Origin of the sequence: Neobacillus niacini, assembly GCF_036961885.1 — a bacterium.
In the GTDB taxonomy this organism is placed as follows: domain Bacteria; phylum Bacillota; class Bacilli; order Bacillales; family Cytobacillaceae; genus Neobacillus; species Neobacillus niacini_H.
The window spans coordinates 1-15,229 of the sequence record NZ_JBALNQ010000061.1 but is presented as its reverse complement, the minus strand read 5'-3'; the positions used below and the strand labels follow the sequence as shown (position 1 = coordinate 15,229).

Here is a 15,229-nt window from a genome sequence, read left to right as displayed (position 1 = left end):
CGTTCATCCCGCTGGAGTCAAGCGCCTTCTGCTCCAATCAACAGGTTCTTAAACCAACAGTATCCTTTAACACAGCCTTGCTACTAAAAATGGGTCATTTCGACACTGTTGTTTTTTTCTTTGAGGACTTTATACAGCAGATCGATATGTTCGTTATTCTTTGTTTCTACCGAGATATCCAGACCGGCATATCCAGGGTATATATTCTTGCCCATATGATTTAGATTGACAGATTGGATATTCGCATCTAAATCTGTCAGCGTGCTTAAAACCTTCTGTAGTTCACCGGGCTTATCCTTTAGGGTTATTGTAAAGGTTGCATACCGTCCTGACTCCACTAATCCACGTTCAATAATTCTCGATATAAAATTCATATCGACATTTCCACCGCTTAAAACGGCAACGACCTTCCTTTCCTTGATTTTTAATTTTTTATATAAAAGCGCAGATAGGGAACATGCTCCAGAGCCTTCTACTAGCAGTTTATTTCTCTCTAATACCATTAGCATCGTTCTAGCAATTTCCATTTCATCCACACAAAAAATATCATCCACATATTTTTGGGTAATTTCAAAGGTTTTCTGCCCTGGCTTTTTTACCGCAATTCCATCAGCCATGGTGGGTGTCGAATCTACCATCACGAGGCTCCTTTCATTTAAGGACTGTTTCATACTTGGACAGGCAGATGCCTGAACCCCATACACGGCAATATGAGGGTTTTTCTCTTTTACTGCCATTGCAACTCCTGAAATTAAACCACCGCCGCCTATAGGACAAATAATCGCTTCTACGTCTGGTAGTTGATCGAGGATTTCTAAACCAACTGTTCCTTGTCCCGCAATAATGGCTTCATCATCAAAGGCGTGAATGAAGGTGGCCTGCCGCTCCTCTTTAAGTTCTAAGGCATAAGCTAAAGCATCATCAAAGGTTGCTCCTTCTAAGAGAACTTCTGCACCATACTGCCTTGTAGCGAGTACCTTGCTAAGTGGTGCGCCCTTTGGCATGACAATCGTACAATGTACACCTAACATTTGACTGGAATAGGCTACACCCTGTGCATGATTGCCTGCAGATGCTGCCACAACCCCTTTTTCTAACTCTTCTTTTGATAATGAGATTAGCTTATTATACGATCCTCTAACTTTAAAAGATCCCGTTTTTTGGAGGTTTTCAAGCTTTAAATATACTTCATTATGTGCAAGCTGACTAAATGTCTTTGAATAGTCCAGAGGAGTTGTATGGACAATCCCCTTCATTTTCTCTCGGGCAATGATCATATCATCTACATTCAAATTTTAATTCCTCCTGATTTAAACTTTGTTTTTTCTTAGGATGTACTGTGGTAGTAAAACTATGAAGTATTTCCCGGAAATACTATCAAAATAACTTTTTGGGACTTTTGTCATAAGGATAAACTGTATAATAAATCCAATTATAAGTAAAAAGATACAGGATAAATTGAGCAGTAAATGAAACTTTAGCAGGATGCATTTGTACCTTATTTACTATATATTCCAAAAATTCAATATGTTACTATTATTTAGATAACACAAAAGGGGGGACTTGGAATTGAAAAAGAAAAAACTATTATCAATTCTATCAACTGGTGCTTTAGCGCTATCACTTTTTGCACCATTATCCGTTAGCGATTCAAAGGTCAACGCAGCTGAAGCCACTGCACCGAAATGGGATGTAGAACGATATGGAGATCGAGTAGATATAGATGGTCAGCTAAATCTACTAAGTAATGACCATACATATCTAAAGCAGGCTGAGAAGAAGATTGCAGAACAGGCTGCGCAGATTAATTTTAATGAGGATCAACCATCAACAAATTCAACTGCATCTAGTACTGGTCCAATACCAGGAGAGAAAAAACAATTTTTAAATAGAAATTTAAAATTCACACCATTTACATTAAGAAGCGTGGGTGAAAATGTTGAAATTTGGGTTGCTGACAATCTTGCATTTCCAGCAGGAGACCCTCGCCCAGCACATGTTGTAACACAAGAGCAAGTAGATAAACTACGTAATGAATTCGATAGTAATATTTACCCGAAAGCAACTGCGTTCTTTGGAACACCCGATGTTCACGATGGGTCAAAGTCTCCACTTGCAGGAAGAAATGTCCCAGCGGGTTACTATGAGGGCAGCGATAAGGTTATCATGCTCGTAGATAATATCCAAGATGATAATTACAAAGACCCAACTTATCCTTTCTTTGTTGCCGGTTTCTTTTGGCAAACACTAGAAAACTATATTGATAGAAATATTATTACTATTGATACAAACAGCTGGGAAACCCGTTTAGAATCTACCTTCTTCGGCACAACTATTCACGAGTTACAGCATTTAATCCATGCTGATAATGATGGGGCTGAGGAAACATGGATAAATGAAGGTATGTCTACTTTTTCTGAATACCTTGGTGGTTATGGACATGATGATAGCTCTATCAATTTCTACTTAGATCATCCTGAAAACTCACTGGTAAATTGGGATGAGCACCGTGTAACAAAAACGGGCCCAGAAACGATTGCTGACTATGGTCAAGTTTACCTATTTACGTTATATATGAATGACAAGTTTGGCCGTGAATTTATTCGAGACTTAGCATTAAGTGAAAATCAGGGCATTAGTAGTGTGAACGAAACTTTAAAGGCGCATGGTTCTGAGCTAGACTTTACACAACTTTACCAGAACTTTATCACTGCACTAGCATTAGATTCTGATAGAGTTGGTGATGGAGTTTATAATTTTGATAGTATCAACCTTCGTGATCTTATTGTTGATAAAAATGGAACAAAGCGTGGAAAAACTGTTGACTTTGAAAAGGCTGTAACTTTTGAAAAAGAAGGTGTTCCTGCTTGGGGTGGGGACTTTAAAGAGTTAGAATTCCAAGATAAGATTAGAAGTATCTCATTTGATGGAGTAGACTTCTTAGCTTCTCCTTGGGAATCCGTTGATGATCCCACAAACGCTGCTAATAAGGTATTATGGGGTAACGAGGGGGATGAAGCGGATAATGCAATAGTCCTTGAAGCGGATTTATCAGAAGTTCAATCAGCAACTTTAAACTTTGACAATTACCTTGATATCGAAGAGCAGTGGGATTTCGGAGTGGTTCAAGTATCAACTGATGGCGGTAAGACTTGGAAAAGCCTAGAAAATGAGAACACCCGCAGTGATATTGTTGCAGAAGGCTATCCGAAAATTAAAGAAAACGTACCTGGATTTACTGGTAATATAAAAGAATGGCAAAAAGAATCGTTTGATTTAACTGAGTATGCTGGTCAAAAGGTATTGGTTTCCTTCCGATACTTAACAGATTGGGGTCACACAGATGGCGGTTGGTTTATTGATAATATTGAAATTCCGGAGATCGGCTTTGAAAATGATGGAAGCTCTACAGAAGACTTCAAATCATTCCAAGAGTTAGCAGGTCAATACGTTAATTACACCGTAACATTTATCAACGAAAAAGAAGTTGGTAATAAAAAGGGTGCTAAAACGAATTACAAGGTAATTACAGTCGATCCATTCAATGTAACAGAAGAGGATGCATTAACTCTAAGACAGTTATTCAAAGATGGAAAGAACTATATGATTACTTCCTATGCGGCTTCTGCAGATGATAAAAATTCAGTAGACTTTACTTATGAAATTAATCTAAAGGAAAAATCTCCAAAAAAGAATAAATAATAAGCTTAAGCCCGAAATGACTAGAAAGAAAGTCAGCATTTCGGGCTTTTTTGTTGATTAAAAATAAATGACTCCAGCAATACACTGGAGTCATCTGCAATACATATTCAACTTTATTTAAAAATTAGCACTTTACCAACGGTACCATCAGCACTCTCGCCAACAACGCGGAATTTTAATCCGTGCTTAGGTACGTTACGACCAGCATCGACTAGACCAGGGTTGCTGTAGTCCGCGCTGTCATCGAATAATGGGTTACGTTGAGTAAAGTTATCCGTCATAGTAAAAAGACCAGGATAATTTAAGAACATTTTCTCGGATTTTTTTAAACCGAATGCAGCATCATGCATTTGGTAGCGAGAGGATCCAAGGGCTTTATCACTCCAAGAATTTACATGCTGATCAGCGTCCACAACTCCTAAGAAACCTTCACCAGGGTGCATCCCAGTCCAGTTATCACCATAGGTTTCATCAACATACCAAACAACTAAACCAGGATCGTAGCTCATTAAGCTTGCACCACGACGGATGTTCTTTAACCCACGGTCCACACCATTTTGCGATCTCCACTCTAATAGATAATAGTGTGTAGCAACCGTTTTACCATCATGCTTAACAAAGTCATTCAAATTAAATTTAGAATCTCCTTCGGCGCCATCAAAGAATACATCACTTCCATCAGCCGTTACCTTAATATTGTCAACGAAGAAGCCCTCTAAGTTTGCAGCCCAGTCTGACATAGAACGAAATTGGAGTTGAATTTCCTGTCCAGCGTAGTAGGATAAATCTATTGTTTCATGAATCCAGCCATTACTTGAACCTGTGTAACCAGGCAGATTAGAGGCGATATCAGGATATCCACCTTCAACTAATGTAGCTTTAGTATTTGGTGTTGTTAATGACGTCCATGTGTCTCCACCATCAGTGGACACTTGAACCATTGCGAAATCCCAATCTTCTTCAATGTTATACCAGGTATCGAAATCAAGTGTAGCTGTACTCACTCCTGTAAGGTCAACAGTTGTTTTCATTGTGTGATCTGCTTCATCACCTTTACCGCCATGGTATTCAAATGCACCTGCTGGTGGAGTATTAATCACCGTTACTTTGTCCGGTAAATCAATTCTCACAGCGTCATAGTTTGTACCTTTAGAATTAGCTTGGTCTAGTAATACTTCAGTACCTTTCTTTGTTATATCCGCTACATTTAGAGTGGTTCCAGTTAACCAATTACTTCCTGACATGGAGGAGTGTAAGAATTCCTTTGCGTAAGGGCTAAAACCACTAGGTTCAGTTCCAGGTATCTTGCCGGCCCAACTGCCGCCTGACATGAGTGACCAATATTCAACTGGTTCACCGGCACCAGAATAGATGGTATCATATTCATCAGGAAGGCCTAAATCATGACCATATTCATGAGCGAACACCCCTGCTGCACCGTCTGCAGGCATAATGGTGTAGTCATAGGCTGCTAACCTTCCACCCCAATATGATACTTCAGTTGTAGTACCAGGAAGTGTTGTTACATTAGGTAAACTTGAACGATGTGACCAAATGGCATCAGATCCCAAAGAACCACCGCCAGCTTCTTCACCGACACTAGAATGAACAATCATTAAGTGATCGATAAGACCATCTGGCTCACGGTAATTTCCATCGCCATCTATATCATAACGATCCTCTTGGTCATATGTGTTAAGGTTGATATTTTCATCTGCTGCAACAGCGCGTAGTGCTTCCTTTACTAGACCTTGAGGGTCCTTGTCGTTATCACTAGAGTTGTTTCCTCCGTATGCAGCAGCCGGTTTGGAAGCTTTATACCATCCGGCAATTTCGCCTTCAATGGTATAACTACCACCAGATTGCTCTTCGTAATACTGTTTAACTGAAACTAACTTTTCTCCATTTGGACCTGTATAGCCATTGTCACCAAAGATCATGTCTGCATAATGTTCTTTTGTGTATTCATCATAATACATATCTGTTTCATTGGCTGTAATATTTGTAGCTGGGAAATCAGGATATTCGATTAGTAAAACTAAGACATTATCCTTTCGCTGACCACCTTCCCAAGCCTCTTGTTTAACGGAGTCAACGGTGTTTTTCTTTGTTTGTCCCAGTTTATTACCTTTTCCGCTCACTAACCCTGTGTTTGCTAGTTTTTCTTTTAATGTACTCTGTAATTCTTTTTGCTGCTTATGGAGCTGACCAGTTTCTTTTGTTGCACCGGCCGCTTTATTTTTCAGGAATTTTTGTACGGCTTTCTCAGCCTCTGCAGGAGTAGCGTTCTTAGCAATTGTGCCGTTCTTTTTAAGCATTTCTATTAATCTCTCATCGTTGGCTATGCCAAGGTCGATTGGGGCACCTTGTGATGTTAAGTTAGGAGTAAAATCAGTTGCTTTTACATTTGGCGGAATTGCAGCGACATTAAACAACCCTAGTCCTAAAGACAGAGTTAGTGCGGTTGATAAGATTTTTTTCTTCTTCATATAGAACCTCCCTTTTTTCTCTTTTGCCTTTTAATACGTTTCTACTATTTATACTATGTATGAATCCCTCCCAAATTAAATATTTCTACTAATTTCAACTAAATTCAAAAATGATTCGAGTCCCTAAGAAAATAGTAGTGTAAAATAATGATATAACTACAACTGAATATTGTAAATATTTAATTAATTTAAAACAAAAGTAGTTAAAATTCCTCCAAAAGTGACAACAGCCTACACCTAGAAATTTCTTTATTCTACAAAAAACATGCTGTAAAGAAGATATGTAAGGGTTTTTAAAAATGTTGAGTTAGTTAACAACTCGAGCATGGGACACTACTTTTTTCAAAACTTATGATTATGTTATGATATAAAATATACATAGTGAGAGGAAGGTTTTTAATGATAGTAGAAGCAGCTTCTGTGCTGAAAAAGTTAAATTTTAAAGACCAAGGGCAGCCTGTATTAGTGAGCAATGCACCACGGGTTTATGATGTGGTTAAAGCAGCATTTGGAGGGGAGGTTCACCAGCAGGCTGAGCTTGAGATGTACGAGTTTGTTCAAGTATTTGGAACTAGTAATCAAGAGCTTCAGACATATGCTAAAAATGCTGCCCAGTATGTTAAAGATGATGGTTTATTTTGGCTCTGTTATCCAAAGAAGTCTTCGAAGATTTATAAAGGCTCTGATTGCAGCCGTGAAACGGTTACAGGTATGCTTTCTGATGAAGGCTATGAACCAGTTCGACAAATTGCCATTGACGATGACTGGTCTGCATTACGATTCCGCAAGCCCGAAAAAATCAAGAAAATGATTCGTGATTTTGCAGTTACTGAAGTAGGAAAAAAACGTACAAATAAGAAATAGATTCTGATCAATTCAGGATCTATTTTTTTGTATACGTTTTTCGTTTACGTGTAAACGAATTTGTATACTTGGTGTTTACAAAAATGTTTACATGTATACAAAAGTGTATGCATCCAGGTGCAACGCTAAGTGTACAGGAATGTCCTCGTTGTAAACGCATATGTTTACATATCATTACAAAATGTTTACAATTTTACGCGTCCATTTCTTTTTGATAGTTTCATTGTGGAATCGAGTAATATTCTATAGACTTAAACCTGAGAAGCTAGATACATATTTTCATTTACTTCTAATATGAAAGAATGAAAGGATGATAGATTTGAATAATTCTAGAGTTGCAGCTATTGATGTTGGAAATGATTCGATTAAGGCTATTTTTGGAGAGCTAGAGTATGAGGTGAATATTCCCAATATCATTGCGAGGGACACAGAGGATCGACCAGTGATTGGGATTGAAGAGTTAGACGATAAAGACCCTCTTGATGGCATTCATATAAAAGTCCACTCCCCTGCTTTAAAAGACAATAATGCCATTTATCGTGTTGGAAATCTAGCAACAAAAAGTAATAATGCCACAGAATTAGACCCTGGCAGCAGCAAATCTGAAGAGGACCAAACCTTAGTCCTACTTTTTACTACATTGGCTTTAGATGCTGTAAAGGAAGGTAATTTCCGTCAGGTGAAAAACGTTATCGATGCGAATTATACCCTAGGAACTGGCCTCCCCCTTCGTGAGGTTAAGGAAGGGAAGGATGCGGGTTACCGCTCAAAATTAATTGGATCTGTTCATCAAGTTGAGTTCCTGGTTACGCCAAAATATCAGGGGCTAAAGGTAAATATCAAGTTTGATGAAGTTAAGGTCTACCCTGAAGGTTTTGCTGCGTATATTAATCTAGTTATGGATAATAACTTAAAAATTATCAATAAGGAACTCATTGATAAGCGCATTTTGATCCAGGATATTGGCGGACTCTCAACAGATATCGCTGTTATTAAAAATCGTAATGTTGATGATGATAAAGCTCAAGGCTTTAATCTAGGAGTCTCAGAATCATTGGAACAAATTCGTGAGGAAATCAGAACGAAGCATGGTGTTGAACTGGACAGTCGTCGCGATGTCGTTGAAATCATTACCAAGAAAAACGACCGTAATCATATTATGGTTAAAGGAAGCAGGACCAGTGTCCATGATATAACAGACCGCATCCTGCTAGATTTAGCCAAGAAACAATATCGGTTATTACGAAACGTTTGGTCAAAGAACTCACAAACAGAAATCTGCTATTTTGTCGGCGGCGGTGCGACAGTACTTAAGGATTATCTTAAAACGTTAAATAATAATCTCGATGGTTATAACATTGATTTCTTTGAGGATGAAAAAGAGAGTATTTGGATGATGGCAAATGCTTATTACAAACTCATCGCTGATTTTGTTAAAAAGGCAGAGAAACAAAAGGTTGTTGAACAAACGAATAAACCTGTTGCGAATTAATAGGGTGATGTGATGAAAAAGACCGGCTCAAATGAAATACAGAGGGGACAGGCAATTTCCTTTCGTGTCCCCTCTGACACACCTGACCATATAATCAAACAGTTACAAAAGTTAAAGGAAACAGAACGAAGAAATTTTTCAAGTAGAATCGCAGAGTTTGTCATAGAGGGCGTTAGTACTGTTAATGCAAGAGAGCGTGAGATGATTACCGTCCCATTGCCCAAAAAACTCACCAAAGCACAACGTGATTGGTTGAAGCACGAGCATTCCGAGGCGTTGTTAGGAAGTATCATCTATCAATTAATCTCAGATCCGGTACGTGCTACCTCCCTGCTTGCTAGTTTTAATAGCAGTTCGATTGATATTGATGAAGCTTTGTACCTTCAAGAGGAAGTATCGCCTGAACTTCAAAACGATCAAGATAATCGGAGTGCTGTAGTGGAACTGTCCGCTACGGTCGATTTATCCGACATTGATGATGATTTAAGTGAGTTTGATTGGGAAAGCGCGAAGCCCTTGATTGAAAAGGAAAAAGAAGAAGAGCCTGATATAGATGACCTATTAGGCGGGTTTCTGGCCAGTATGAATAAATAAAAAAATGGACCCGATTATAAGGGTCCATTTCCTATTTATTACTGCAGCCAAAGTTTAAATAATCCTTCTGTAATTCCTAGATTGTACATGTAATAGATACCAAAAACGGTGCTGATTACCCCTGTAATCTGTGTAAGTGATTTATTTAAACTAAACTTTTTGGCACTAAAAACAAACGGAATTCCGATTAGTGTAGTAAAGAAAAGCATTCCTATAACAGTCCCTGCTCCAAAAATAAGAATATATATTGCACCTTCCCAAGCACTATTAACGGTACTCATCGTTAAAACGACCATTGCACCGCTTCCAGCAAGGCCGTGAACCAAGCCAATGAACATCGATTTTAGGTAGGAAACCTTTTTATGCTGCTGGTGATGCCCGTGTTCACCACTATGGTCATGTGAATGGACCTGTTTATGTACTCCACCATCATGTTCTTGCTTATGTGTATGAATATTTTTAAAAGATAGAATCGTCGTAACCCCAAGATAAACTAACATAATTCCAACTAGAAACTCTAATGACATTGCATATTTTTCAGGAATTTCACCCTTCATGACGATGAGGATAATTCCGATAATAAATAAAGTTGCTGTATGTCCAATTCCCCAAAACACACCTGCTAAAGACGACCGCCATAATTTTTTACTTTGGCTGGCAATAGTTGAAACTGCGATTACGTGATCCGGCTCAATGGCATGTTTGAAGCCGAGAACAAATCCCAAACCTAATATGGAAAGCAAACCTACTTCCATTCATTCTCCCCCTAAACGTTTGACAATAAGAATTCATGGTAATTATAGCACAGAATTCAATTACAAATATTTGAATTTATTTAACTTTTAGGAGTAGTTTTAAACAGAAATTTTATTAAAAATTCATTTTCTCTTTAGTTGGACTAAAACTATTATCCTATAATAGGAGTGATAGATTGAGCAAAAAAGCCTTAACTGCGCAAAAGGGAGAAAATATATGGAAAAAATGAAGAATTATCGTTTTCCAATCATACTATTACTGTCGATTTTGATTGGTGCAATTGTAGGTTTAGTGAAAGAAGAGGCAGTAGTGTTTCAGCCTATTGGTGATGTCTTTTTAAATCTTTTATTCACAATTATCGTCCCGCTCATCTTCTTTACCATTTCCTCATCGATTGCCAATATGAATGGCGCAAACAGATTAGGGAAAATTATTGGCTGGATGTTTGGAACCTTTCTATTTACAGGACTTGTATCAGCCATTTATATGTTTTTTATCGTAAAATTAGTCAATCCTGGTGAAGGCGTAAAGATAAAACTGATAAAACCGGAAAGTGCTGAGGAGTTAAATCCAATCGCGCAAATTGTAAAAACCTTTACAGTGCCTGATTTTGTTGAATTATTCTCAAGAAGCAATATGTTAGCGCTAATTGTGATTTCCATCCTGATTGGCTTTGCAGCTCAATCGGTTGGAGAGCGTGGTAAGCCATTTACGAGCTTCTTAAGCTCTGGTTCTGAAGTTATGATGAAGGTTGTTTCCTTAATAATGTACTTAGCACCGATTGGTCTTGGGGCTTATTTTGCATCATTAGTGGGCCAGTACGGTCCCATCTTATTAGGCTCCTATATCAAGGCAGGAATTACTTATTATCTTGCTTCGCTCATCTATTTCTTTGTTGCTTTTACGATTTACGCCTTTATGGCAGGGAAAGGTAAAGGAATTAGAGTGTTTTGGAGTAATATGCTGGCACCCTCCATTACAGCACTGGCTACCTGTTCAAGTGCAGCATCGATACCAGTCAATCTAGAGGCTTCAAGCAGGATGGGAATTAAGAAAGATATTCGGGACACTACTATTCCGCTAGGAGCAGCTTTACATAAAGATGGCTCAGTTATCGGAGGCGTGTTAAAGATTATTTTCTTGTTTGGTATTTTTGATATGAATAGTGGTGGCATAGGTAATTTCTTTTTGATCATTAGTGTTTCTCTTTTAGTGGGCGCGGTGATGGGGGCCATTCCGAGTGGTGGGATGATTGGAGAAATGCTTATTTTAAGTTTATTCGGATTTCCGCCTGAGGCTTTACCGATTATCGCGGCTATTAGTACATTAATTGATCCGCCAGCTACCATGTTGAATGCGAGTGGAGATAATGTGGCAGGGATGATGGTTTCACGAATGGTTGAAGGTAAGAATTGGCTTAACAAAAGTGCATAAATGAAAGGGGTACTCCTATTGGAGCACCCCTATTTTTTAGATGACACCTTGAGCAATCATGGCATCTGCTACTCTTAAGAAACCAGCGATATTAGCACCGACAACAAGGTTGCCAGGATAGCCATATTCATCTGCTGCCTTCATGCTGTTACGATAGATGTTAATCATAATTTGGTGAAGTTTTGCATCGACCTCTTCGAAAGTCCATGCTAGCCTTTGACTATTTTGAGCCATTTCTAGAGCAGAGACCGCTACACCGCCTGCATTTGCAGCCTTCCCGGGACCAAATAAAATGTCACTTTCTAAAAATACTTCAATAGCCTCAAGGGTAGATGGCATATTGGCGCCTTCACCGACTGCCTTTACCCCGTTTGAAACAAGGGTTTTTGCAGCAGTTTCATCAATTTCATTTTGTGTTGCACAAGGTAAAGCGATGTCACATGGAATCGACCAGATACCGGTACAGCCTTCAAAGTACTCTGCTTCTGGATGCTCAAGTACATATTCACTGATTCTTTTTCTTTCTACTTCTTTTATGCGTTTGACGGTATCTAGCTTAATACCACTTGGGTCATAGACATATCCATTTGAATCGCTGCAGGCAATAACTTTTGCTCCAAATTGGATCGCTTTTTCAATTGCATAGATCGAAACATTACCTGAACCTGAGACAACGACTGTGCTTCCTTCAAAGCCTAGTCCTTTATCAGCTAACATTTCCTCAACAAAGTAAACCGTTCCATACCCAGTTGCTTCTGTACGTGCCAAGCTGCCACCATAGCCTAGCCCTTTACCTGTTAACACTCCTGCTTCATAGGCACCGCGGATTCTCTTGTATTGTCCAAACATATAGCCTATTTCTCTGGCACCTACACCAATATCTCCTGCAGGTACATCGACATCAGGACCAATATGACGATAAAGCTCAGTCATGAAACTTTGGGTAAAGCGCATGATCTCTCCGTCAGATTTACCTTTAGGGTCGAAGTCAGAACCACCTTTACCGCCACCAATAGGCTGACCAGTTAATGAGTTTTTAAAGGTCTGCTCAAAACCTAGGAATTTAATAATACTGGCATTAACGGATGGGTGAAAGCGTAAGCCACCTTTATATGGTCCGATTGCACTGTTATACTGTACACGGAAGCCGCGGTTTACTTGCGCCTTGCCATTATCATCTACCCACGGAACTCGAAAGGAAATGACTCTTTCAGGCTCCACGATTCTTTCAAGGATACTTTGTTCCATGTATTTAGGATGTTTTTCAAAAACAGGAATAAGTGAGTCGAAAATTTCCTTAACGGCTTGTTGAAACTCCGATTCATAAGGATTGCGGCACATTACTGTATTGAACACTTCATTCACATATTGAAGTGCTTCACTGTGGTTGTCTTGTTTAATCTGCTCAATTGTTTTCATAGCAACCCCTCCAAATTTTTTAAATATTAGAATATCGAATGAAAATATTTTATAATTAAATAACAATCTAAACAATACTAATAATAGATAACATTCATCTCGGTATGAGATGAATCGAGGTGAACAGTTTGGAATTCAGACAAATTCAATATTTTATGGAAGTAGCGAAGCGTGAGCATGTGACCGAAGCGGCATTGGAACTTCATGTTGCGCAATCAGCTGTTAGTCGTCAAATTTTTAATTTGGAAAAAGAACTTGGTGTCGACTTATTCATTCGAGAAGGACGAAATGTTAAACTGACACGGATCGGGCAGATGTTTTTAGAACATATGGAACAAGCCATGAAGGTGATTGAGGGGGCACAACGGGAAATTGAAGAATACCTAGACCCCTTGAAAGGGACGATTCGAATTGGATTTCCGAGCAGCTTGGCTTCATACACACTCCCAACTACCATTTCAGCATTTCGTGAACACTATCCACTGGTGAAATTTCAACTAAAACAGGAGTCGTATAGGAATTTGATTGATGGAGTTAATAATGGAGAATTTGATATGGCGTTGATTGGGCCGGTTCCAAAACAGGAGAAGAAGCTAGTAGGAACTACCCTTTTTACGGAGAGAATCGTGTCCTTATTGCCCTTGAGCCATCCTTTAGCGGACCGGTCTTCGATAAAATTAAGCCAATTACGGGACGAATCCTTCGTCTTGTTTCCAAAGGATTTCATCTTAAGGGAAATCATTGTTCATGCCTGTGAACAGCTAGGGTTTCAGCCGAAAGTGTCCTTTGAGGGAGAAGATATTGATTCGATAAAAGGTTTGGTTGCGGCGGGGCTTGGAGTCACACTCATCCCTGAAATCACCCTGGTCGAGGGATTTCCCCGTTCCACCGTTAAGATACCGATTATTGAGCCTGAAGTCACCCGTACGGTCGGGGTCATTATTCCAAAGGAACGCAAGATGCTCCCTACGGTTAAGCTTTTCTATGAATTTTTAAAGGATTTCTTTGCCATGCTGGACCAATATCAAAGGTGATTTTTTGAAAAAGAAGAAGTCCAACTTGTGTGGACTTCTTCCTTTTGTGTTTATGCTTTTTGTTCAAATAGCTTGGTGATTTCAATGACGGTATTTGTTGCTTTGATCATATTATCGACGGAAATAAACTCATATTTACCGTGGAAGTTTTCCCCGCCTGTAAAGATATTTGGAGTCGGCAGACCCATAAAAGAAAGCTGAGAACCATCCGTACCGCCGCGAATTGGCTTGATCAACGGTTTAATATCAAGGTTCTCCATGGCCTGCTGAGCAATATCAACAATTTCCATCACAGGTTTGATTTTTTCACCCATATTGTAATATTGATCTTTTAAATCAAGTGCGATGGTATCATTGCCATATTTGCTATTTAATTTGTTGACGATATGTTCCATCCTGCTTTTTCGGCCTTGGAAGGTTTCTTTATCGTGGTCACGGATAATATAGTACAACTTTGTTTGCTCGACATCGCCGTTGAAGGAAATCAAGTGATAGAATCCTTCGTATCCTTCAGTATGTTCTGGCGCTTCTAAAGCTGGCAGCTGGCTATGTAATTCCATGGCAATCTTCATCGAGTTCACCATTTTGTCCTTAGCTGAACCTGGATGAATATTGGTCCCTTTAATGGTGAGTTTAGCCGCCGCTGCATTAAAGCTTTCATATTCTAGCTCCCCTAGCGGTCCGCCATCCACGGTATAGGCATACTTGGCATCGAAGGCTTTTACGTCAAACTTATGTGGACCTCTGCCAATTTCCTCATCGGGCGTGAACGCAACGCGCACCTTACCATGTTTGATTTCTGGATGTTGAATGAGGTATGCCATTGCGGTCATGATTTCAGCGATTCCCGCTTTGTTGTCAGCACCTAGAAGGGTTGTTCCATCCGTAGTGATGAGTGTATGACCTTTATAGCTTGGCAGGCTTGGGAAATCCTTTGTTGTCATGGTGACATTTGGGTTTAGGGTTATATCGTTGCCATCATAGTTTTCAATGACTTGCGGGTTCACATTGGTGCCGGTAAAATCGGTCGCTGTGTCGACATGTGCTAAGAAGCCAATCGTTGGCACGTTTTTTTCTGTATTGGATGGTAAGGTTGCCATTACATAGCCATTTTCATCAATGGTTACCTCTTCCATCCCAATCGACTTTAATTCCTCAACGAGAATGTTGGCTAATGTGAGTTGTCCTGGTGTAGAAGGACAATTTTCATTGCTCTCATTCGACTGCGTATCCACCTTCACATAGGAAGTAAATCGTTCAATAATCTCATTCTTCACGTGTACAGCACTCCCCTTTCAATTTATACATCCTAATAATAGCATGTAAAGGGGCGTGGGCGGAAATGGGATGTGGCTGTGGCGGATGGGTTGGATTTAGTTGCGTATGGCAGGATTTAGTTGCGTATAGCAGGATTTAGTTGCGTATGGCAGGATTTAGTTGCGTAT

The 15,229-nt window shown here is 39.4% G+C and carries 11 protein-coding genes; 6 read left to right on the top strand and 5 right to left on the bottom strand.

The features are described from left to right. Positions 1 to 83: 83 nt before the first annotated feature. On the bottom strand, positions 84 to 1,277 hold the full coding sequence (gene ilvA, locus V7124_RS22145) for a threonine ammonia-lyase (RefSeq protein ID WP_335493610.1): 1,194 nt from the start codon (positions 1,275 to 1,277) through the stop codon (positions 84 to 86). A 292-nt stretch (positions 1,278 to 1,569) separates the two neighbouring features. Here ilvA and V7124_RS22140 point away from each other — a divergent pair, with 292 nt between their 5' ends. Then, positions 1,570 to 3,702, top strand: a complete 2,133-nt coding sequence (locus tag V7124_RS22140) for a peptidase M6 (protein WP_335493577.1) — start codon at positions 1,570 to 1,572, stop codon at positions 3,700 to 3,702. A 113-nt stretch (positions 3,703 to 3,815) separates the two neighbouring features. Here V7124_RS22140 and V7124_RS22135 read toward each other — a convergent pair whose 3' ends face one another. Next, complete coding sequence (locus tag V7124_RS22135; RefSeq protein ID WP_335493575.1) at positions 3,816 to 6,191, bottom strand: immune inhibitor A domain-containing protein; 2,376 nt, start codon at positions 6,189 to 6,191, stop codon at positions 3,816 to 3,818. A gap of 402 nt (positions 6,192 to 6,593) precedes the next feature. Between V7124_RS22135 and V7124_RS22130 the strand changes: the two genes are divergently transcribed. The 3 genes from V7124_RS22130 to V7124_RS22120 all read left to right on the top strand — a co-directional run bounded on the left by V7124_RS22130 (position 6,594) and on the right by V7124_RS22120 (position 9,141). Beyond that, a complete protein-coding gene (locus V7124_RS22130; protein ID WP_420490582.1) occupies positions 6,594 to 7,055 on the top strand; it encodes a DUF3052 domain-containing protein in 462 nt (153 codons plus the stop codon). A gap of 319 nt (positions 7,056 to 7,374) precedes the next feature. Then, on the top strand, positions 7,375 to 8,547 hold the full coding sequence (locus V7124_RS22125) for a ParM/StbA family protein (protein ID WP_335415029.1): 1,173 nt from the start codon (positions 7,375 to 7,377) through the stop codon (positions 8,545 to 8,547). Positions 8,548 to 8,559: 12 nt separating this feature from the next. Continuing rightward, complete coding sequence (locus V7124_RS22120) at positions 8,560 to 9,141, top strand: hypothetical protein (RefSeq protein WP_335493570.1); 582 nt, start codon at positions 8,560 to 8,562, stop codon at positions 9,139 to 9,141. A 38-nt stretch (positions 9,142 to 9,179) separates the two neighbouring features. Here the strand turns inward: V7124_RS22120 and V7124_RS22115 are convergent, their stop codons facing one another. Then, positions 9,180 to 9,896 carry an urease accessory protein UreH domain-containing protein gene (locus tag V7124_RS22115; protein WP_335493568.1) on the bottom strand — a complete coding sequence of 239 codons (717 nt, stop codon included), beginning with the start codon at positions 9,894 to 9,896 and terminating at the stop codon, positions 9,180 to 9,182. A 226-nt stretch (positions 9,897 to 10,122) separates the two neighbouring features. Here V7124_RS22115 and V7124_RS22110 point away from each other — a divergent pair, with 226 nt between their 5' ends. Then, entirely contained in the window at positions 10,123 to 11,331 is a 1,209-nt protein-coding gene (locus tag V7124_RS22110; RefSeq protein WP_335493608.1) for a dicarboxylate/amino acid:cation symporter, read from the top strand. A 36-nt stretch (positions 11,332 to 11,367) separates the two neighbouring features. Here the strand turns inward: V7124_RS22110 and gdhA are convergent, their stop codons facing one another. Continuing rightward, entirely contained in the window at positions 11,368 to 12,750 is a 1,383-nt protein-coding gene (gene gdhA / locus V7124_RS22105) for an NADP-specific glutamate dehydrogenase (RefSeq protein ID WP_335493566.1), read from the bottom strand. 128 nt (positions 12,751 to 12,878) lie between these two features. Between gdhA and V7124_RS22100 the strand changes: the two genes are divergently transcribed. Then, complete coding sequence (locus tag V7124_RS22100; RefSeq protein ID WP_335493564.1) at positions 12,879 to 13,784, top strand: LysR family transcriptional regulator; 906 nt, start codon at positions 12,879 to 12,881, stop codon at positions 13,782 to 13,784. Between the two features lie 50 nt (positions 13,785 to 13,834). On the opposite strand, the gene pepT is transcribed toward V7124_RS22100, so the two are convergent. Continuing rightward, the gene (gene pepT, locus V7124_RS22095; protein ID WP_335493562.1) at positions 13,835 to 15,061 is read right to left on the bottom strand and encodes a peptidase T; all 1,227 of its coding nucleotides are present in this window, start codon (positions 15,059 to 15,061) and stop codon (positions 13,835 to 13,837) included. Positions 15,062 to 15,229: the final 168 nt, after the last annotated feature.